Below are 18,776 nucleotides of genomic sequence, written 5' to 3'. Positions count from 1 at the left end.
CCGACCGCCGCCGGGGCGTTGCCGACTCCCGCCGTCAGGAAGGCTGTTCGGGCCGTGCCCGGCTCGGCTGGACGCGTTTGGGCTCGCCCGGCATCTTCGGGTACTCCGGCGGATAGGGCAGGTCTCCGAGGCCGTGCTCCTCCTCGTCACGGCGGGCGAGTTCCAGGAGGGCGTCGAGGGAGTAGGCGTGGTCGTCCATGTCGGCGTGCACGTCGCCGAGTTCGGCGAACCGGGCCTCCATCGTGACCAGGTCGAAGTCGGCGGGCTGCACGTCGTCGACCTCCTCCCAGCGCAGCGGCGCCGAGACGGGGGCGTTCGGGCGGGGCCGCAGGGAGTAGGCGGAGGCGATGGTGCGGTCGCGGGCTGTCTGGTTGTAGTCGACGAAAATGCGCTCGCCGCGCTCCTCCTTCCACCACTTGATGGTCACCCGGTCCGGCATCCGGCGTTCCAGCTCGCGGCCCACGGCGATGGCGGCGCGCCGGACCTGGGTGAAGGTCCAGCGGGGTTCGATGGGCACGAAGACGTGCAGCCCGCGGCCGCCGGAGGTCTTGGGCCAGCCCCGCAGTCCGCCGAACTCGTCCAGGACGGCGCGCAGTTCGTGGGCGGCGCGGACCGCGTCGGCGAAGTCGGTGCCGGGCTGCGGGTCGAGGTCGATACGGAGTTCGTCGGGACGGTCGACGTCATCGCGGCGCACCGGCCAGGGGTGGAAGGTGAGCGTGCCGTACTGCGCGGCCCACACCACGGCGGCCTCCTCCGTGGGGCACATCTCGTCCGCGGTACGGCCGCTGGGGAAGGTGATGTGAGCGGTGGGGATCCAGTCGGGCATGCCCTTGGGGGCGCGCTTCTGGTAGAACCACTCGCCCTCGACGCCGTCCGGGTAGCGCTGGAGGGTGGTGGGGCGGTCGCGCAGGGCACGCAGGATGCCGGGGGCGACGGCCGCGTAGTAGCGGGCGACGTCCAGCTTGGTGAAACCGCGCTCCGGGAAGAACACCTTGTCCGGGCTGGACAGCCGTACGGTCCGGCCGGCCACCTCCAGTTGCACCGCATCGCCCATGCGGCCACGGTAGGCGCACCACCCCCACCCCGCATATCGGCTCGACACAACCGCCGGGTCGGTACCGAAGTGTGCAGCGTGACGAGCGGACGCCCGGGAGCGCTCGTAGAGTCGTGGCATGGATCTGCCGGTGATGCCACCCGTGAAGCCGATGCTCGCCAAGTCGGTGGCGACGATCCCGCCGGACATGCAGTACGAGGCGAAGTGGGACGGCTTCCGCGCGATCGTGTTCCGGGACGGCGCCGAGGTGGAGCTCGGCAGCCGGACCGGGAAGCCATTGACCAGGTATTTCCCCGAGCTGGTGGCGGCGCTGCAGGAGCGGGTGCCCGAGCGGTGCGTGCTGGACGGGGAGATCGTGATCGCGCGGGAGGGCCGGCTGGACTTCGACGCGCTGACCGAGCGGATCCATCCGGCGGACTCCAGGGTGCGCACGCTGGCGGAGCGGACGCCCGCCTCCTTCGTCGCCTTCGACCTGCTGGCGCTGAACGACGAGTCCCTCCTCGACGTCCCGCTGACCGACCGCCGCGCCCTGCTCACCAGCGCCCTGGCCGGCGTGACCCCTCCGGTGCATCTGGCGCCGGCCACGACCGATGTCGAGGTGGCCCGGCAGTGGTTCGAGCAGTACGAGGGGGCAGGCCTCGACGGGGTCATCGCCAAGCCGCTCACCCTGCTCTACCGCCAGGACGAGCGTGCCATGTTCAAGGTCAAGCACGAGCGGACGGCCGACGTCGTGGTGGCCGGCTACCGCTTCCACAAGAGCGGCCCCGTGGTGGGCTCGCTGCTGCTGGGCCTGTACGACGACCGGGGCGCCCTCCAGCACGTGGGTGTGTCGGCCGCGTTCCCGATGAAGCGGCGGGCCGAGCTGGTCGAGGAGCTGGAGCCGCTGCGCATGGCCGACGTCTCCGGGCACCCGTGGGCGGCCTGGGCGGAGGAGGCGGCGCACGAGTCGGCCCGGCTGCCCGGAGCGCCGAGCCGCTGGTCGGGCAAGAAGGACCTGTCCTGGGTGCCGGTGCGGCCGGAACGGGTGGCCGAGGTGGCGTACGACCACATGGAGAACGGGGCCCGCTTCCGGCACACGGCCCGGTTCCGCCGCTGGCGCCCGGACCGCACGCCGGAGAGCTGCACGTACGCCCAGCTGGAGGAGCCGGTGCGCTACGACCTCACGGAGATCCTGGGGTCCTGACCGTCCCCGATCCGGTTCGACCAGGTATGGCCCCCGATGACTTGTTGAGCACACAATCAAGCAAGAGCGTGAACGGGGTGGGACGAACGGGGGGCAGCGGTGGACAGGCGACACGAGGCGCCGACACGTCGGACCGTGCTGACAGCAGCACTGGCGGCGGTCGCGACGACGGCTTCCCTCACGGCGGGCTGCACCCGGCACGGCACGACCGACGACGGCCGCACACCACAGGCCACCCCGACACCGCGCGAGGGCACCCCGGCACCGAGCGGGCGGCAGGCCACCGGATCCGTCCTGGCCGTGAAGATCGACAACGTGGCCGCGGCCCGCCCGCAGACCGGGCTGGACTCGGCGGACGTGGTGTACGCGGAGCAGGTGGAGGGCGGGCTCAGCCGGCTGATGGCGGTGTACGCCACCCGGCTCCCCGAGGTCATCGGCCCCGTCCGCAGCGCCCGCGAGTCCGACCTGGAGCTGCTGCGCCAGTTCGACCGACCGACGCTCGCCTTCTCCGGCGCCCAGAAGAAACTGCTCCCCCTGATCGGCCGAGCGCCGTTGCGGCCGGAATCACCCGCGGAGGCGTCCGGCGCCTACTACCGGGGCAGCGGCCGGCCGGCCCCGCACAACCTGTACCTCCGCCCGGCCGAGCTGATACCGGACGGGGCGCCCGGCAAGGCGGCGCTCACCACCGGCTTCCGCTACGGCGCGGCCCCGGCCGGCGGCACGGTCACCGCCTCCCGCACCGTGCGGTACCCGGCGGCCCGTTTCACCTTCACCTGGTCCGGCGACCGGAACCGCTGGCTGGTGTCCATGGACGGCACACCGGCGAGGACGACGGCGGGCAACCGGCTGGCACCGGCGACGGTCGTGGTGCAGCACGTGCAGGTCCGGCCGTCGGAGTACCACGACGTACTCGGCAACAACACACCGTTCACCGAGACGGTGGGTTCGGGGAAGGCGGAAGTGCTGCGGGACGGGCGATCCTTCGGAGCCACCTGGTCACGCCCGGAGACCACCGGCGGAACGACGTTCACGAACGCGGACGGCAGCCCGGTGAACTTCGCCGACGGTCAGGTCTGGGTGGTGTTCGCGAAGTCCTGATCCTGCGGCACGGCCGGCTCGGCCGGGTTGCGCAGGTCCTCCGCCGCGTCCGAGACCCGGCGGATCAGATCGAAGAACTGGGTCTGCTCCGCGGCCGAGAGCGGGGCCAGGAAGACCTGGTTCATCCGGGCGGTGCGCACGCTGAGCTTGCGGTGGGTGCGCAGGCCGTCGTCGGTGAGACGCAGCAGGAAACGGCGCCCGTCCTGCGGGTCGCGCACCTTGTCGAGGAGCGCGCGCCGGCCCAGCCGGCTGATGACCTCGGCGATGGTCGACCGGTCCAGGCCCACCCGCTCCCCCACGGTCCGCTGGTCCAGTCCCGGCTCGGCGACGAGCGCGTTCAGTACGGCGAACTGCGGCGAGGTGATCTCCTCCGAGACCATCGTGTTCCACAGCAGGTAGTGGGCCTGCTGGAGCCGCCGGGCCAGGTGCCCGGGGTGGGTGGTGAGGTCCACCGCGGCCATATGCGCTCCCGTGGTCCGAATTCGTTGGTGCACTGAACGATACCCGCGGTCATCCGTCCTGTCTGTACACCCGACTGCCGTCGGCCGAGGCCTTGACTGGTGCTGATGCCAGTGGCAGCGTGGCAGACATCTCGCTGAAATACTCAGTGCCCTGATTAATCCGCTGAGAGATGAGGCTTCACGAATGGACAAGGTGGTCGCCACGGCGGCGGAGGCGGTGGCCGACGTGCCGGAGGGCGCGTCTTTGGCGGTGGGCGGGTTCGGGCTGAGCGGTGTGCCGAACGCGCTGATCGGGGCGTTGTACGAGCGGGGTGTGAGCGGCCTGTCGGTGGTCTCGAACAACTGCGGGGCGATGGACACGGGTCTTGCGGTCCTGCTGGCGGCCGGGCGGATCGCGCGGGTGACGGGGTCGTACATCGGGGCGAACAAGGAGTTCGCGCGGCAGTATCTGGCGGGTGAGCTGGAGGTGGAGCTGATCCCGCAGGGCACCCTCGCCGAGCGGTTGCGGGCGGGCGGTGCGGGGATCCCCGCGTTCTACACGCCGGCGGGAGTGGGCACGCAGGTCGCGGAGGGCGGGCTGCCCTGGCGCTACGACGGCTCCGGCGGGGTGGCCGTGGCCTCGCCCGCGAAGGAGGTGCGGGAGTTCGACGGCACCGAGTACGTCCTGGAACGGGGGATCCGCACCGACTTCGCGCTGGTGCGGGCGGCCAAGGGCGACCGGCACGGGAACCTGGTCTTCAGCAAGTCCACCCGTAACTTCAACCCGCTCGCGGCGATGGCCGGGAAGATCACGATCGCCGAGGTGGAGGAGCTGGTGGAGCCCGGAGAGATCGATCCGGACGCGGTGCATCTGCCGGGGATCTTCGTGCAGCGGGTCGTGGCCCTCACCCCCGAGCAGGCGGCGGACAAGAAGATCGAGCAGCGGACGGTGAGCAGCTGATGGCCTGGACGCGTCAGGAGATGGCCGCGCGGGCGGCGCGTGAACTCGAGGACGGGCAGTACGTGAATCTGGGGATCGGGCTGCCGACGCTGATCCCGAACTACCTGCCCGAGGGGGTGGAGGTGGTCCTGGAGTCGGAGAACGGCATCCTCGGCACCGGCCCCTACCCGACCGAGGACCAGGTCGACCCGGACCTGATCAACGCGGGGAAGGAGACGGTGACCGTGCTGCCCGGGGCCTCCTTCTTCGACTCGGCGCTGTCGTTCTCGATGATCCGCGGCGGGCACATCGATGTCGCCGTGCTCGGTGCGATGCAGGTCTCGGCGGGCGGGGACCTGGCGAACTGGGCGATCCCGGGGAAGCTGGTGACCGGGATCGGCGGGGCGATGGACCTGGTCCACGGTGCCCGCCGCGTGATCGTGGTGATGACGCACACCGCGAAGGACGGCTCGGCGAAGATCCTGACCGAGTGCGCGCTGCCGCTGACCGGGAAGGCGTGCGTGGACCGGATCATCACCGACCTGGGCGTGCTCGACGTCACCGATGACGGACTCGTCCTCGTCGAGACCGCTCCCGGGGTCGGTGCCGAGGAGATCATCGCCAAGACCGACGCGAAACTCACTGTCCCGGAGGGTCTGCTGTGAACACGGTGTACATCGTCGACGCGGTCCGGACGCCGATCGGCCGCTACAACGGCGGTCTGGCGGGCGTGCGCCCGGACGACCTGGCCGCCCACGCCATCCGCGAGCTCCTCGCCCGCACCCCTGACCTGGACCCGGCCCGGATCGAGGACGTCTACTTCGGCAACGCCAACGGCGCGGGCGAGGAGAACCGCAACGTCGGCCGGATGGCCGCCCTCCTCGCCGGCCTGCCCACGTCCGTGCCGGGCGTCACCGTCAACCGGCTGTGCGCCTCGGGCCTTGAGGCGGTCGTCCAGGCCGCCCGCGCCATCGCCGTCGGCGACGCCTCCATCGCCGTGGCCGGTGGCGTCGAGTCCATGACCCGGGCGCCGTACGTCCTGCCCAAGAACGACCGGCCCTTCCCCGCCGGACACGCCGAGCTGTACTCGACCACCCTCGGCTGGCGCATGGTCAACCCGAAGATGCCGCCGCAGTGGACCATCCCGCTGGGCGAGTCGGCCGAACGCATCGCCGACAAGCACAAGATCAGTCGCGAGCAGCAGGACGAGTTCGCCCTCGCCTCCCACCGGAAGGCCGCCGCCGCGCAGGAACAGGGCCTGTTCGACGCCGAACTCGCAGCCGTGCCCGTCCCGCAGCGCAAGGGCGACCCGGTCCCCTTCGCCGCCGACGAATGCGTACGCCCCGATGCCTCCCTCACCGCGATGGCAAAGCTCAAGCCGTCCTTCCGTACAGAGGGCGGCACCGTGACCGCGGGCAACGCCTCCCCCCTCAACGACGGCGCGGCGGCGCTGCTGCTGACCGACGAGGAGGGGCTGAGGACGCTCGGGCGGGAACCGCTGGCCCGGGTCAGCGCGACCGGGGTGTCCGGGATCGACCCGGACTACTTCGGGCTGGCCCCCGTCGAAGCGGTGACGCGTGCGCTGGGCAAGGCCGGCAAAACCTTCGCCGACCTCGACGTCCTCGAACTCAACGAGGCGTTCGCCGCCCAGGTGCTGGGGTGTGTCGCCGAGTGGCCCGAGTTCGACCCGGCCATCCTCAATCCGCAGGGCGGCGCCATCGCCCTCGGTCACCCGCTGGGAGCTTCGGGAGCGCGGCTTGCCGGGACCGTGGCGCATCAGCTGGCACGGCGTGGAAGCGGTACCGGTGTTGCCACCCTTTGCATCGGCGTCGGGCAAGGACTCGCGCTTGTTCTTGAGCGATAGGTCTCAGGGCACCTGCGGGTGCGTTGTGGCTGGTCGCGGCCACGCGGCGGAGCCGCATATTGACACAGCCCCGCGCCCCTACAGACAGGGCGCTTCACCGAGGACTTCTTATGACACTCACCCAGGCCGACATCGACGTCGAGATCGCCGCCAAACATGCCGACTACGAGAAGGGCGTCGCCGAAGGCGCCCCGGTCGAGCACCATCCCCGCCGGGACTACGCCCCCTACCGGTCCTCCGTTCTCCGGCATCCGAAGCACCCCCTGGTCGCCATCGACACGGCCAAGGACCCGGAGCTGGTCGAGCTGCACTCCCCCGCGTTCGGGGAGCGGGACATCACCGGGATAGACAATGATCTGACGCGGCAGCACAGCGGTGAGCCCGTCGGTGAGCGGATCACCGTCTCCGGGCGGCTCCTGGACCGGGACGGCAGGCCGGTCCGAGGACAGCTGATCGAGATCTGGCAGGCCAACTCGGCGGGCCGCTACGCACACCAGCGCGAGCAGCACGACGCCCCGCTGGACCCGAACTTCACGGGAGTCGGTCGTACGATCACCGACGCCGACGGCGGCTACCGCTTCACCACCATCCAGCCGGGCCCCTACCCCTGGCGCAACCACCTCAACGCGTGGCGCCCGGCCCACATCCACTTCTCGATGTTCGGTACGGCGTTCACGCAGCGGCTGGTGACGCAGATGTACTTCCCGAGCGACCCGCTGTTCCCGTACGACCCGATCATCCAGTCGGTGACGGACGACGCGGCCCGCCAGCGCCTGGTCGCGACCTACGACCACAGCCTGTCCGTGCCGGAGTTCTCGATGGGCTACCACTGGGACATCGTGCTGGACGGCCCGAACGCCACCTGGATCGAAGAAGGACGCTGACCTGCCATGACGAAGATCGACACGAGCAGCCCGGAGCACGTGCTGCCCACCCCGTCGCACACGGTCGGCCCGTTCTACGGCTACGCGCTGCCGTTCCGCGGCGGCGAGGACATCGCACCCCTCGGGCACCCGGACACGATCACGGTCCACGGGTACGTCTACGACGGGGAGGGCACCCCACTGCCCGACGCGCTCGTGGAGCTGTGGGGCGCCGACCCGGACGGGAACGTGTCCACGACCGACGGTTCGATCCGCCGCGACCCGGCGACCGGTGACTACCTCGGCCGCAACGGCGTGGAGTTCACCGGCTGGGGCCGGATCCAGACGGACACCAACGGGCACTGGTACGCGCGGACGCTGCGGCCCGGCGCACGTGGCGGCGGTGCGCCCTACCTCAGCGTGTGTGTGTTCGCGCGCGGGCTGCTGGTGCACCTGTTCACCCGGATCTACCTGCCGGGCGACGACGCGGCGCTCGCCGCCGACCCGCTGCTCACCCGGGTGGGCGAGCGGCGCGGCACGTTGATCGCCGCCGACGAGGGCCGGGGGACCTACCGTTTCGACATCCGCCTTCAGGGCGAGGGCGAGACGGTCTTCCTGGAGTTCCAGTGAGTTCAGTGGATCACGGCGGCGGTGACGCCGGGCTGCTCGGTCCCGGGTGGTCCGGTTCCGCCGCCGCGGCCGCATCGAGCGACGGCGCCTTTCTGCGGGCGCTGCTCGACGCGGAGGCGGCTCTCACCCGGGCCCAGGCCGCTCTGGGCCTGGCCCCGGCCGGGGCCGCGACGGCCGTGACCGAGGCGGCCGACCCCGGCCGTTACGACGTCGGCGCCCTCGCGGAGCGCGCCCGCGGCGGCGGCAACCCGGTCATCCCGCTGGTCGCCGACCTGACGAAGGCGGTCGGCACGGAGTACGGGCCGTTCGTCCACCGGGGTGCGACCAGCCAGGACATCATGGACACGGCGACGATGCTGGTCGCCGCCCGCACCCTGGACCTCGTACTCGCCGACCTCGGACGAACCGAGCGGGCGCTGGCCCGGCTGGCCGCCGCGCACCGCGGCACACCGATGCCCGGCCGCACCCTCACCCAGCACGCCGTACCGACGACGTTCGGGCTGAAGGCGGCCGGCTGGCGCTCGCTGGTCCTCGACGCCCGGGACCGCGTGACCCCGGTCCGGGAGTCCCTGCCCGCTCAACTGGGCGGCGCGGCAGGCACGCTGGCCGCCTTCGGCGCGTACGGCGCGGCGCACGCCGAGGAGCTGCCGGCCGCGTACGCCCGTGAACTGAGCCTCGCCGCACCCCTGTTGCCCTGGCACACCCTGCGCACGCCGATCGCCGACCTCGCCGGGTGCCTCGCCTTCACGGCCGGGGCGCTGGGGAAGATCGCCGCGGACGTGCTGATCCTGTCCCGTACCGAGATCGGCGAGGTCTCCGAGGGCAGCGGGGGCGGTTCCTCGGCGATGCCGCACAAGGCGAACCCCGTGCGATCGACGCTGATCGCGGCGGCCGCCCGGCGGGCCCCGCAGCTCGCGGCCGTCCTGTACGGCTCGATGGCCGCGGAGGACGAGCGGCCGGCCGGTGCCTGGCACGCCGAGTGGGAGCCGCTGCGGGATCTGCTGCGGACCGTCGGAGGCGCGGCGCGGGACGCGGCGGAGCTGGCGGAGGGACTGCGGGTGCACCCGGAGGCGATGCGCCGCCATCTCGACCTCACCGACGGGCTGATCGTCTCGGAGCGGCTCTCCGCCGAACTGGCCCCCGTGCTCGGCCGGGCCCGCGCCAAGGAGCTGCTCACCGAAGTGGCCCGCCGCACCCGCACCGAGCACCGGACGCTGCGCGAACTCCTCGCCGAGGAACCCGACTTGAAGGACGTCGACCTCGACAACCTGACCGACCCCGCCCGCTACACCGGCTCCGCCGGCGTGCTCACCGACCGTGCTCTGGAGCGACGTTGACCGAGAACCTCCTCAACCACCGCGTCGAGGGCCCCGCTTCGGCTCCCCCCCTGCTCCTCGGGCCCTCGCTCGGCACCTCGTACGCCCTGTGGGACGCCGTGGCGCCCGAACTGTCCACCGCCCACCGGGTGGTGCGCTGGAACCTGCCGGGCCACGGCGGTTCGGCACCCGACCTGATCAAGGCGGGGGCGACCGTCGGTGACCTCGCCGACCTGGTGCTGGCGCTGGCCGACTCGCTCGGCATCGGGCGGTTCGCGTACGCGGGCGTGTCGCTGGGCGGTGCCGTGGGGCTGCACCTGGCCGTCCACCACCCGGACCGGCTGGAGAACCTGGCGGTGATCTGCTCCTCGGCCCACTTCGGCGGGTCCAGGCCGTGGGAGGAGCGGGCCGAGCGGGTGCGCCGGGAGGGTGTGGAGTGGCTCGCGGAGAACGCCCCCAGCCGCTGGTTCACCCCCGGCTTCACCGTGCCACGGCTGGTCGAGGACCAGCGGACGGCCGACCCGGAGGCGTATGCCGCCTGCTGCGACGCGCTGGCCGCCTTCGACCTGCGGGACCGGCTCGGCGAGATCGCCGTCCGCACCCTGCTGATCGCCGGCCGTCAGGATCCCGCGACCCCGCCACCGCACCTGCGGGAGATCGCGGACGCGGTGGCCGCGTCCACGCTGGTCGAGCTTCCGGGCGCCGCGCATCTGGCGCCCGCACAGTGCCCGGAGGCCGTCCTGACCGCGCTCCGCTCCCACCTCGACGGGGGCGCCAGGCGCGGGATGGCGGTACGCCGCGAGGTGCTCGGCGACGCGCACGTCGACGGCGCCCAGGCCCGGCAGACCCCGTTCACGGCCCGCTTCCAGGACTTCATCTCGCGCTACGCATGGGGCGAGATCTGGACCGACCCCACGCTCTCCCGGCGCGAACGCAGCATGATCACCCTCACCGCGCTGGTCGCCCACGGCCACTACGACGAGCTGGCCATGCACGTACGGGCCGCCCGGCGCAACGGACTGACGCCGGAGGAGATCGGCGCGGTGCTGCTGCAGACGGCGGTGTACTGCGGGGTCCCGGCGGCCAACTCGGCGTTCGCGACGGCCCAGCGGGTGCTGGCGGAAGAGGAAGGGTGACCCTGCCGGTCGTACCTCCAGCGGCACCACCCACCCGGCACCGTCCCGCGCCTAGGCTGACGGCATGTCCACTGTTCTGATCACCGGTGCCACCTCCGGGCTCGGCCGGTACGTCGCCTTCGAACTGGTCCGCGCCGGACACCTCGTCCTCGCCCACGGCCGCGATCCGGGCCGTACCGAGCGACTGGTCGACGAGCTGCGCACCGAGGGCGCCGCGGAGGGCTTCGTCGCGGACCTGGCCTCGCTGGCCCAGGTCCGCGAACTGGGCGCGCGGGTCGCCGACGCCCATCCCGACCTGGACGTACTGGTCAACAACGCGGGCGTCGGCGCCGGTGCCCCCGGCTCGGGCCGCGAACCGAGCACGGACGGCCACGAGCTGCGCCTGGCCGTCAACTACCTGGCCCCGGTGGCCCTCACGCACGCCCTGCTTCCGGTGCTGCGCACGCGTACCCCCGCGCGGATCGTGAATGTCGGCTCGGCGGGCCAGGAACCCCTCGACTTCGACGACCCCGAATTCACCCGCGGCTACCAGGGCTTCGCGGCGTACTGCCGTGCCAAGTTCGCCCTGGCGGCCCATACCTTCACCTTGGCGGAGGAGTTGGCGGGCACGGGCGTCGCAGTGAATGTCCTGCACCCAGCCACCTTCATGGACACGGCGATGGTGAGGGAGGGCGGGGTGGCACCGTGGAGCACGGTGGCGGACGGTGCGCCGGGGGTACTGGCCCTGGCGACGCAGAACCTGGGAACGGGCGGCTACTTCGACGGCACGAGCCCGGCCAGGGCACACGAGGCGACGTACGACCGAGAGGTGCAGAAACGCCTGTCAGCGGTGACTGATCAACTCCTGTCCCTGTAGCGCCCCTTCTTTTAGGGGCGCGGGGCTGTATCGATATGCGGCTGCCGCCGCGTGGGCGCGACCAGCCACATACAACCCGCACCCTTCAACGCAACCCCCGCCCGGTATCCAAAACCTCCCGCGCCTGAGCAACCAGCCCATCGGCCCCACAGGACCGAGCCAACGCCAGCCCCCTGTTCAGCTCGGCCACCGACCGCGCAGCGATCCCGTACTCGACCCGCGCCGCCGCATGCTCGTACTGGCAGGGCGAGGCCTCCAGATACGCCACCGCCTGCGAGGCGAGCCGCACCTGGCGTTGCCCGGTCTCCAACGCGGCGGCGCACCGCAACGCCTCGCCGATGGCGGTGTCCGTGCCGAACCGCTCGGCCTGCCGTCGCGCGTCGCCCGCCAGTTGGGCCGCCCGCGCCGGATCCTCGCTCGCGAGGGCGCGGGCGAGGTCGAGCGCCCAGGGCACGACCACGGGGTTGAAGTGGCCGCGCGCGGCGGCCGCCTTCTCCGCCGCCTCCAGTTCGTTGACGGCCTCGTCCGTGCGGCCGACGGCGAGCAGCAGCCGGCCGCGCACCGACCGCGGGTCCGGCATGACGATGGTGGAGGGGTACGGCGGTGCGAAGCCGTACTGTTCGGCGGTCTCCCAGGCCTGCTGGACATGGCCGCGGGCGAGCAGCGTGTCGACGAGGTTGCAGGTGGCGGTCCAGTAGAGGGGCAGCCGGCGGCCGACCCGCTCGGCGATCCGCAGGGACTCGCGCAGGGAGGTCTCCGCGTCCCGGAGCCGGCCGCGCCTGCGATGGCCGAGGCCGACGTAGGCATGGGCGAGGGCGAGGTGCCCGCCGCTCCAGCCGGACGACTCGTAGGCGCGCAGGGCCTCGTTGTACAGGCTCTCCGCGCGGTCGAGGCGGTCGGTGTAGACGTAGGAGTTGGCGAGCATCAGCAGGAGTTCGATGCCCCACTCGGTGTCGGTCCAGCCGAGGCCGGGCGCGAGCCGGCCGTTGACGAGGGCGCGGTCGCACAGTTCGACGACCTCCTCGGCGTTCTCGCCCTGGATGAGGAGGTCGAAGCCGCGCAGCATCAGCAGGGCGCGCTCGGAGTTGTCGCGGCCGGTGCAGGTGGCGGCGAGGTCGGCGAGCCGTTCGGAGCGGCGTGGGGAGACGGCCTCGCCGGCGATGCCCTCCCACATGAACTGGACGGCCTGGAGCCGGAGTTTCGCGGGTCCTTCCTCGTGCCGGGCGGCCTCCGCCTCGACCGCGCGGACGGCTTCCTCCAGCTGGTCGTTGTGGAGGAGTGCCTGGGAGAGCCGGAAGACGGCGTCGACGCGTTCGGGGCCGGAGAGGCCGGGCATGCCGAGAGCGCTCTGCAGATGGCCGATGGTGACGGCGGGCTTGGTGAGCAGGGTCGCGCAGCCCAGTTCGTACAGCACGCGCGCGTGGACCTCGGGGAGGGGCGGTTCGCGCAGGGCGCGTTCGAGGCAGCGGCGGGCCGCGTCCGGGGCGCCGACGGCGAGGTGTTCCTTGGCCGCGTCGCGCAGCTGTTCGACGAGTTCCTCGTCGTCGTCCGGGTGCACCTTCAGCAGATGGCGGGACGCCTCGGCGATGCCGCGGCCGTCGTCCAGGACGATCTGGGCGGCGATGCCGTGCATGGCGGTGCACATCGCGGGCGGGATGGAGTTGTAGACGGCGGTGGCGATCAGCGGGTGGACGAACTCCAGGTCGCCGGTGTGGGTCCGGGAGCCGGCCGGGTCGGGCGCGGTGAGGATACGGGCGGTGCGCAGCAGTTCGGCGCAGCGCTCGGCGTCGTCCACGGCCATGCTGGCGAGCTGGGCGACGAGACCGACGGAGATGCCGGTGCCGAGGATGGCGGCGGCCCAGGCGAACCGGGTGGCGTCGACGCCGAGGCCTTCGAGGCGGGTGACGAGTCCGCCGCCTCTGGCCGACCGGTTCAGGGCGCGCAGTTCGCCGGCCCGGGCCTCGACGGGTTCGACCTCGCTGTCCTGGACCTTGGCGAGGAGCTCGACGGTCTCGTAGGGGTTGCCGCCGGTGACGGCCCAGACCTCGCGGCAGAACGGGGCGTCGGCGTGCTCGCCGAGGGTGGCGCGGGTGAGGCCGGCGGTGGCGTCCGGGGTGAGCGCGCTGATGGTGCGGACGGGGCGGCCGGCCGCGGCGGCCACGGCGTCGAGGTAGCGGGCACTGTCGCCGTTGACCTCGCCGGGGCGGCGGGCCACCAGGACCAGGACGGACAGGTCGTCGAGACGTTCCACGAAGGCGGCGAGCCAGGTCAGGGTCTCCTGGTCGGCCCAGTGCGCGTCGTCGATCAGCAGGACCAGCGGCCAGTCGCGTTTGGCGAGCCGGCGGACGGCGGCGACCAGGCCGTCGCAGACGCCCTGCGGGTCGGCCCGGCGGTCCCCGGGGTCGGTGATGCCGAGGGCGGGGCCGGCGATCTCGTACCAGTCGCCGAGGTACTCCCTGGCCTCCTCGGGCAGCAGGGAGACCAGGGCGGGCTGGAGCAGTTGCCGTACCACGTGGAAAGGGACGCTGCGCAGGGTCTCCACACCGCGGGTGGACCAGACGGTGCAGCCCCGGCGTTCGGCGATGCGGCGGGTCTCGGCCAGCAGCGCGGTCTTGCCGAGCCCGGCCTCGCCGCGGATCACCAGCAGGTTCCCTGACGTGGAACGGTCGGCGCACAGGACGTCGAGCGCCTCGGTGACGGCGGCGATCTCCTCCTCGCGCTCCCAGAGGCGGGCCGAGGCGCCTCCCGGGGGCTGCTCCTCCGTCATCCTGCTACCTCCCCAAGTCGCCCGAACGACGTACAGACCACGAGCGTAGCCGTCCTGTTGGCTGTCCGGAGGCGGGTCCGGACAGCTGTGGCCGTGACGGGTGAAAGCGGGTGCGGCCGGGCGACGCGGGACGGCCCCGACCTGCCGCTGTGCAGCGAACGGACCGTCAACGGGCAGGGACATGAAGCTGACTTTCGAAGATCGGGCAGTACGGGAGCGGAACCGGCCCCTCCGGGCGCTGGCGGCGGGCTCGGTGGGGAACTTCATCGAGTGGTACGAGTTCGGTGTCTACGGCTATGTCGCGACCGTCGTCGCCGAGCGGTTCTTCACCCCGGCGGGCGGCAGCGCGGCCGAGGGGCTGGTGCGCACCTACGCCTCCTTCGGGCTGGCGTTCTTCTTCCGTCCGCTGGGCGCGGCCCTGTTCGGCCGGCTGGCGGACCGGCTGGGCCGGCGGCCGGTGCTGATCCTGGTGGTGGCGCTGATGACGGGCGCGACGGCGCTGATCGGCGTGCTGCCGACGTACGCGCAGGCCGGTGCGCTCGCGCCATGGCTGCTGACGTTCCTGAGAGTGGTTCAGGGACTGTCGGCTGGCGGAGAGTTCGGTGGCGCCGTGGCGATGCTGACCGAGTTCGCGCCGCCGGGGCGGCGGGGGCTGTACGGGGCGTGGCAGTCGTTCACCGTGGCGTTGGGGCTGCTGGGCGGGGCGGGCGTGGCGGTGGGGCTGTCCACGCTCCTGACGGTGGACCAGTTCGGTTCCTGGGGCTGGCGGTTGCCGTTCCTGCTGGCATTGCCGCTGGGCGCGCTCGCGCTGTGGCTGCGGATCGGGCTGGACGAGACGCCGGAGTTCCGGGAGCCGGCCGTGGCCGCCGCGCGATCCGAGCGCGTGCCGGTCCGGGCGATCGCGCTGGCCGCCGCCCGGGTGATGGGCTGGTCGGCGGCCGGGTACACCTTCCTGGTGGTGCTGCCGTCGTACCTCCAGGCCGCCCTGCACACCGGCTTCCGTACGGCGCTGCTGGCGACCGTGGTGGCGAACCTGGGGTTCGCGGCGGCGATCCTGCCGGCGGGGCTGCTCAGCGACCGGGTGGGGCGGCGGCCGGTGATGCTGGCGGGCGCCGGACTCGTGGTGCTGCTGGCGCTGCCCCTGCTGCACCTCCTCCAGGATCCGGGGACCCCGGCCGCCGTGAAGGGGGCGGCCCTGTGCGGTGCGGGCGCGGTGGTGGGGCTGATGGCGGGGCCGGGGCCCGCGCTGCTGGCCGAGATGTTCCCGGCGCGGTCCCGCTGCACGGGCCTCGGACTCGCCTACGCGCTGTCCAATGCCGTGTTCTCGGGCTGTGCGGGCCTCATCATCACGGAGGCGGTGCGGCGCACCGGGAATCTGGACGTTCCCGGCTACTACGCGGCGGCGACCTGCGCGGTCAGCGTGCTCGCGCTGCTCGGGTCGCCGCGGACCGAGGCGGGTCGCGAGGCGGGTGGAGAGGCAGGGTGAGACGGTGCTGGTGATCGGCCTGATGTCCGGGACGTCGTACGACGCGGTGGACGCGGCGGCGGCCGAACTGCGACTGCTGGACGGCACGCTGCTGCTGAAGCCGCTGGGCATGGTGAGCACTCCGTACGACGAGGAGCTGCGGGAGGCGCTCGCGGGGGCACTGCCGCCGGCCGCCGTGCCGCTGGCGCGGGTGTGCCTGCTGGACACCCGGATCGGGCAGGCGTTCGCGGCTGCGGCGGTCCGGGCCGACCGCGAACTGTGCGGCGGCCGGGCCGGGTTGGTGGCCTCGCACGGGCAGACGGTCTACCACTGGGTGGCGGACGGCCGGGTGCACGGCACGCTCCAGCTCGGGCAGCCGGCGTGGATCGCGGAGGCGACGGGGCTGCCGGTGGTCGCCGACTTCCGGCCGCGGGACGTGGCCGCCGGGGGCCAGGGGGCTCCCCTGGTCAGCCTGGTCGACCTGCTGTGGCTGCGCGGGCGGCCGGGGACGCCGGTGGCGCTGAACCTCGGCGGGATCGCCAACCTCACCGCGCCCGACGGCACGGCCTTCGACACCGGGCCCGGGTGCGCCCTGCTGGACGCGGCCGTCCGGGAGTTCACCGGCGGCCGGCTGACGTACGACGTGGACGGGGCGCTGGCGGCGCGCGGCCGTCCGCACGGACCGCTGCTCGACGAGCTGCTGACGGAGCCCTACTACGCGCTGCCCGCGCCGAAGACGACCGGCAAGGAGCTGTTCCACGCCGGGTACTGGCGGGCGCCCGCCGGGATCCCGGCCGAGGACGCGCTGGCGACCCTCACCCACCTGACCGCCCGGACGGTGGCGGACGCGGTGCGGGGCGTGGCGGCGACGGAGGTGGTGGCGTCGGGCGGCGGCACCCGCAACCCGGAGCTGATGCGGACGCTGCGCGGTCTGCTCCCGGAGATCCCGGTGCGCGTCTCGGACGAACTCGGGATGCCCGCGGCGGCGAAGGAGGCGTACGCCTTCGCGGTCCTCGGCTTCCTCACCGCACACGGCCTCGCGGGGACGGCCCCGGCCGCCACCGGCGCCCGGCACCCGAGCATCCTGGGCACGCTGACCCCGGGGCGGAACGGCCTGTGTCTGCCCCCGCCGGCACCGGCGCCACCGGTCCGGCTACAGCTCGAATGAGGTGTGCCGGACCGCTCGTACGAACATTGCCGGATCCTCTCATCCGACTTTCACCGATGCCTCATACGGTGGGGGCATGACGCAGGTGACTCCCCCCGGGTGGTATCCCGATCCCGGGCAGACAAGTGACGGTCCGGCCACCGAACGCTGGTGGGACGGCAAGGCCTGGACGGAGCAGACCCGGCCCGCCGGGTCGGCCGCGGACTGGGGTCCCCCGCCGCAGCCGCCGGCCGACGAGGCCCAGCCGGCCGCCGGGGCCCACCCGGCGTACCCGGCCGACGGGGCCTACCCCGCCTACCCGGGTTATCCGGGCTACCCGGCGCAGCCGCCGGCCCCCGCCAGGCGCGGGCTGCGTACCGGCATCGCCGTCGGCGTCGCCGTGGCGGTCCTCGCCGCGATCGGGGTGGGTGCCTGGGCGCTCACCGGCAACGGCAGCGGCGACCAGCAGGCCTCGCCGCAGAGCTCGGGCGGTCAGGGCGGTTTCGGCCAGGGCGGTCCCGAGGGGCAGAGCGGCGGGCAGAACGGCGGTCAGGGCTTCCCGTTCGGCGGGTCGGGCGGTGGCTCGGGTTCCGGTGGCACCGACGGGGGCGCGTCGCCGTCGCCGGGCCAGTCCGAGGCGCCGAAGGTCAAGGGCGGCGGCACGGTGTCGGACTCGATCAACGCCATCAGCATCCCGGTGCCGGACGGCTGGACCGGGCAGGCGATCAGCTACGGCGCCAACGTCAGCTCCGACGACTCCTACAAGTGCCCGGGCGACACCTCGCAGACCTGCACCGCCGGCGGTGCCTACTCGGCGCCCGCGGTGGTGCTGGGCACCAAGGGGACCACGGCCGAGGAGATTGCCAAGGCGGACATCTCGGCCAACGCCACGGAATCGTACGGCGGCAAGACCTACGGCTCGATCACCTCGCACCAGGTGCTGGCCTCCAAGGCGGTCACCGTGGCCGGGCAGAAGGGGTACATGGTCCGCTGGAAGGCGATCACCAGCAAGGGCGCCGACGGCTACGTCGAGTCGCTGGCCTTCCCGTCGCCCGCGAACTCCGCGCAGATCGTCGTGGTCCGGTTCGGCATCGACGTCGGCCAGAAGGAGTCGGTCATCGACACGATCACCAGCGGGATCAAGGTGTCCTCGGGCAGCGGCAGCGGTTCCAACGTCTGACCCGCACCGGTCCCGGAACACCAGTCGGCCGGGTGGAGCGCCCCTCCGCTCAAAGGGGCACCCCACCCGGCCGGGGGGTGCGCGCCGCCCCCGTCCCCACGGTGCGGCGCGAGCAGGTCGCCGTCCAGTCATCCCGTGGACGGCGGCCTGGGTCTCATGTCAGTCCGAGTGCGGGCAGCGCGACGGCCTCCACGAAGCGGACGAGATAGTCGGCGTCGGCGTACTCGCCGGTGAGCACGGGCCGCACCCGCAGCACGCCGAACATCATGGCGGGCACGTAGTCCAGCGCGGGATGCCCCTCGGGCACCTCGCCGCGCTGGACACCGCGGCGCAGGATCTCCTGGAGCGCGGCGACCTCGGGTTCGACGAGCGCCTCGCGCAGCGCCGTCGCCAGTTCCGCGTCCGAGTGGAGCGCGTGGCCCAGCGCCGAGAGCAGCTTGGTGTCCTTGCGGGACCAGTCGCCCGCGGTCCGCGCCACCTCGCGCAGGTCCCCGGCGAGTGACCCGGTGTCGACGCCGGCGAAGCGCACCTCGCGGTTGGCCCGCAGCGCGGCCGCGACGAACTGCGGCTTCGTCTTCCACTGCCGGTAGAGCGTGGACTTGCTGCACCGGGTGCTGGCGGCGATCCCCTCCATGGAGACGGAGTCGTAGCCGCACTCGCGGATCTGTTCGAGCACGGCGTCGAAGAACTCCCGCTCACGCTCCGGCGTGATCTTGGAGCGGCGCGAGGCGGCGACCATGTCCGGTCCGTCCGCGGCCTGCGACGTCATGTGCCCTGCTCCTCACTCGTTCATCACGTGCGGATCACTTCCGCCCCGCCCGCCGTTCGACCGGCGCG

17 protein-coding genes are annotated in these 18,776 nt (G+C 72.8%); 13 read left to right on the top strand and 4 right to left on the bottom strand.

The window, feature by feature from the left end; genetic code table 11:
• Window positions 1-34: 34 nt before the first annotated feature.
• Complete coding sequence (gene ligD / locus ABT137_RS30320) at window positions 35-1,054, bottom strand: non-homologous end-joining DNA ligase (RefSeq protein ID WP_351714292.1); 1,020 nt, start codon at window positions 1,052-1,054, stop codon at window positions 35-37.
• 118 nt (window positions 1,055-1,172) lie between these two features.
• Between ligD and ABT137_RS30315 the strand changes: the two genes are divergently transcribed.
• Both ABT137_RS30315 and ABT137_RS30310 read left to right on the top strand, forming a co-directional pair.
• A complete protein-coding gene (locus ABT137_RS30315) occupies window positions 1,173-2,237 on the top strand; it encodes an ATP-dependent DNA ligase (RefSeq protein ID WP_351714291.1) in 1,065 nt (354 codons plus the stop codon).
• Between the two features lie 135 nt (window positions 2,238-2,372).
• The gene (locus ABT137_RS30310) at window positions 2,373-3,335 is read left to right on the top strand and encodes a DUF3048 domain-containing protein (protein WP_502984596.1); all 963 of its coding nucleotides are present in this window, start codon (window positions 2,373-2,375) and stop codon (window positions 3,333-3,335) included.
• Here ABT137_RS30310 and ABT137_RS30305 read toward each other — a convergent pair.
• Entirely contained in the window at window positions 3,305-3,796 is a 492-nt protein-coding gene (locus tag ABT137_RS30305; protein ID WP_351714290.1) for a MarR family winged helix-turn-helix transcriptional regulator, read from the bottom strand. The genes ABT137_RS30310 and ABT137_RS30305 overlap by 31 nt on opposite strands.
• 184 nt (window positions 3,797-3,980) lie before the next feature.
• On the opposite strand from ABT137_RS30305, the gene ABT137_RS30300 reads away from it, so the two are divergent.
• The 8 genes from ABT137_RS30300 to ABT137_RS30265 all read left to right on the top strand — a co-directional run bounded on the left by ABT137_RS30300 (window position 3,981) and on the right by ABT137_RS30265 (window position 11,380).
• The gene (locus ABT137_RS30300) at window positions 3,981-4,736 is read left to right on the top strand and encodes a CoA transferase subunit A (protein WP_351714289.1); all 756 of its coding nucleotides are present in this window, start codon (window positions 3,981-3,983) and stop codon (window positions 4,734-4,736) included.
• Window positions 4,736-5,380: a CoA transferase subunit B gene (locus ABT137_RS30295; RefSeq protein ID WP_351714288.1), complete on the top strand. Its 645-nt coding sequence runs from the start codon at window positions 4,736-4,738 to the stop codon at window positions 5,378-5,380. Before ABT137_RS30300 ends, ABT137_RS30295 begins: the two co-directional genes overlap by 1 nt.
• A complete protein-coding gene (locus tag ABT137_RS30290) occupies window positions 5,377-6,579 on the top strand; it encodes a thiolase family protein (protein WP_351714287.1) in 1,203 nt (400 codons plus the stop codon). The genes ABT137_RS30295 and ABT137_RS30290 overlap by 4 nt, the downstream gene beginning before the upstream one ends.
• Before the next feature lie 110 nt (window positions 6,580-6,689).
• On the top strand, window positions 6,690-7,463 hold the full coding sequence (pcaH, locus tag ABT137_RS30285) for a protocatechuate 3,4-dioxygenase subunit beta (protein WP_351714286.1): 774 nt from the start codon (window positions 6,690-6,692) through the stop codon (window positions 7,461-7,463).
• Window positions 7,464-7,469: 6 nt separating this feature from the next.
• On the top strand, window positions 7,470-8,072 hold the full coding sequence (pcaG, locus tag ABT137_RS30280; protein WP_351714285.1) for a protocatechuate 3,4-dioxygenase subunit alpha: 603 nt from the start codon (window positions 7,470-7,472) through the stop codon (window positions 8,070-8,072).
• 5 nt (window positions 8,073-8,077) lie between these two features.
• Complete coding sequence (gene pcaB / locus ABT137_RS30275) at window positions 8,078-9,409, top strand: 3-carboxy-cis,cis-muconate cycloisomerase (protein ID WP_351714399.1); 1,332 nt, start codon at window positions 8,078-8,080, stop codon at window positions 9,407-9,409.
• The gene (gene pcaDC, locus ABT137_RS30270; protein ID WP_351714284.1) at window positions 9,406-10,524 is read left to right on the top strand and encodes a bifunctional 3-oxoadipate enol-lactonase/4-carboxymuconolactone decarboxylase PcaDC; all 1,119 of its coding nucleotides are present in this window, start codon (window positions 9,406-9,408) and stop codon (window positions 10,522-10,524) included. The genes pcaB and pcaDC overlap by 4 nt, the downstream gene beginning before the upstream one ends.
• A 64-nt stretch (window positions 10,525-10,588) precedes the next feature.
• A complete protein-coding gene (locus tag ABT137_RS30265) occupies window positions 10,589-11,380 on the top strand; it encodes an SDR family NAD(P)-dependent oxidoreductase (protein ID WP_351714283.1) in 792 nt (263 codons plus the stop codon).
• Window positions 11,381-11,465: 85 nt separating this feature from the next.
• Here the strand turns inward: ABT137_RS30265 and ABT137_RS30260 are convergent, their stop codons facing one another.
• The gene (locus ABT137_RS30260) at window positions 11,466-14,147 is read right to left on the bottom strand and encodes an ATP-binding protein (RefSeq protein WP_351714282.1); all 2,682 of its coding nucleotides are present in this window, start codon (window positions 14,145-14,147) and stop codon (window positions 11,466-11,468) included.
• Window positions 14,148-14,328: 181 nt separating this feature from the next.
• Here ABT137_RS30260 and ABT137_RS30255 point away from each other — a divergent pair, with 181 nt between their 5' ends.
• The 3 genes from ABT137_RS30255 to ABT137_RS30245 all read left to right on the top strand — a co-directional run bounded on the left by ABT137_RS30255 (window position 14,329) and on the right by ABT137_RS30245 (window position 17,939).
• Entirely contained in the window at window positions 14,329-15,633 is a 1,305-nt protein-coding gene (locus ABT137_RS30255) for an MFS transporter (protein ID WP_351714281.1), read from the top strand.
• A gap of 4 nt (window positions 15,634-15,637) precedes the next feature.
• On the top strand, window positions 15,638-16,780 hold the full coding sequence (locus tag ABT137_RS30250) for an anhydro-N-acetylmuramic acid kinase (protein WP_351714398.1): 1,143 nt from the start codon (window positions 15,638-15,640) through the stop codon (window positions 16,778-16,780).
• Between the two features lie 76 nt (window positions 16,781-16,856).
• Window positions 16,857-17,939: a DUF2510 domain-containing protein gene (locus ABT137_RS30245; RefSeq protein WP_351714280.1), complete on the top strand. Its 1,083-nt coding sequence runs from the start codon at window positions 16,857-16,859 to the stop codon at window positions 17,937-17,939.
• A 154-nt stretch (window positions 17,940-18,093) separates the two neighbouring features.
• On the opposite strand, the gene ABT137_RS30240 is transcribed toward ABT137_RS30245, so the two are convergent.
• Window positions 18,094-18,708, bottom strand: a complete 615-nt coding sequence (locus ABT137_RS30240; RefSeq protein WP_351714279.1) for a TetR/AcrR family transcriptional regulator — start codon at window positions 18,706-18,708, stop codon at window positions 18,094-18,096.
• Window positions 18,709-18,776: the final 68 nt, after the last annotated feature.

This window comes from Streptomyces sp. NPDC001980, from assembly GCF_040296885.1.
Lineage (GTDB): Bacteria > Actinomycetota > Actinomycetes > Streptomycetales > Streptomycetaceae > Streptomyces.
The sequence above is the reverse complement of the archived record's forward strand: the minus strand, read 5'-3'. Positions and strand labels throughout refer to the sequence as shown.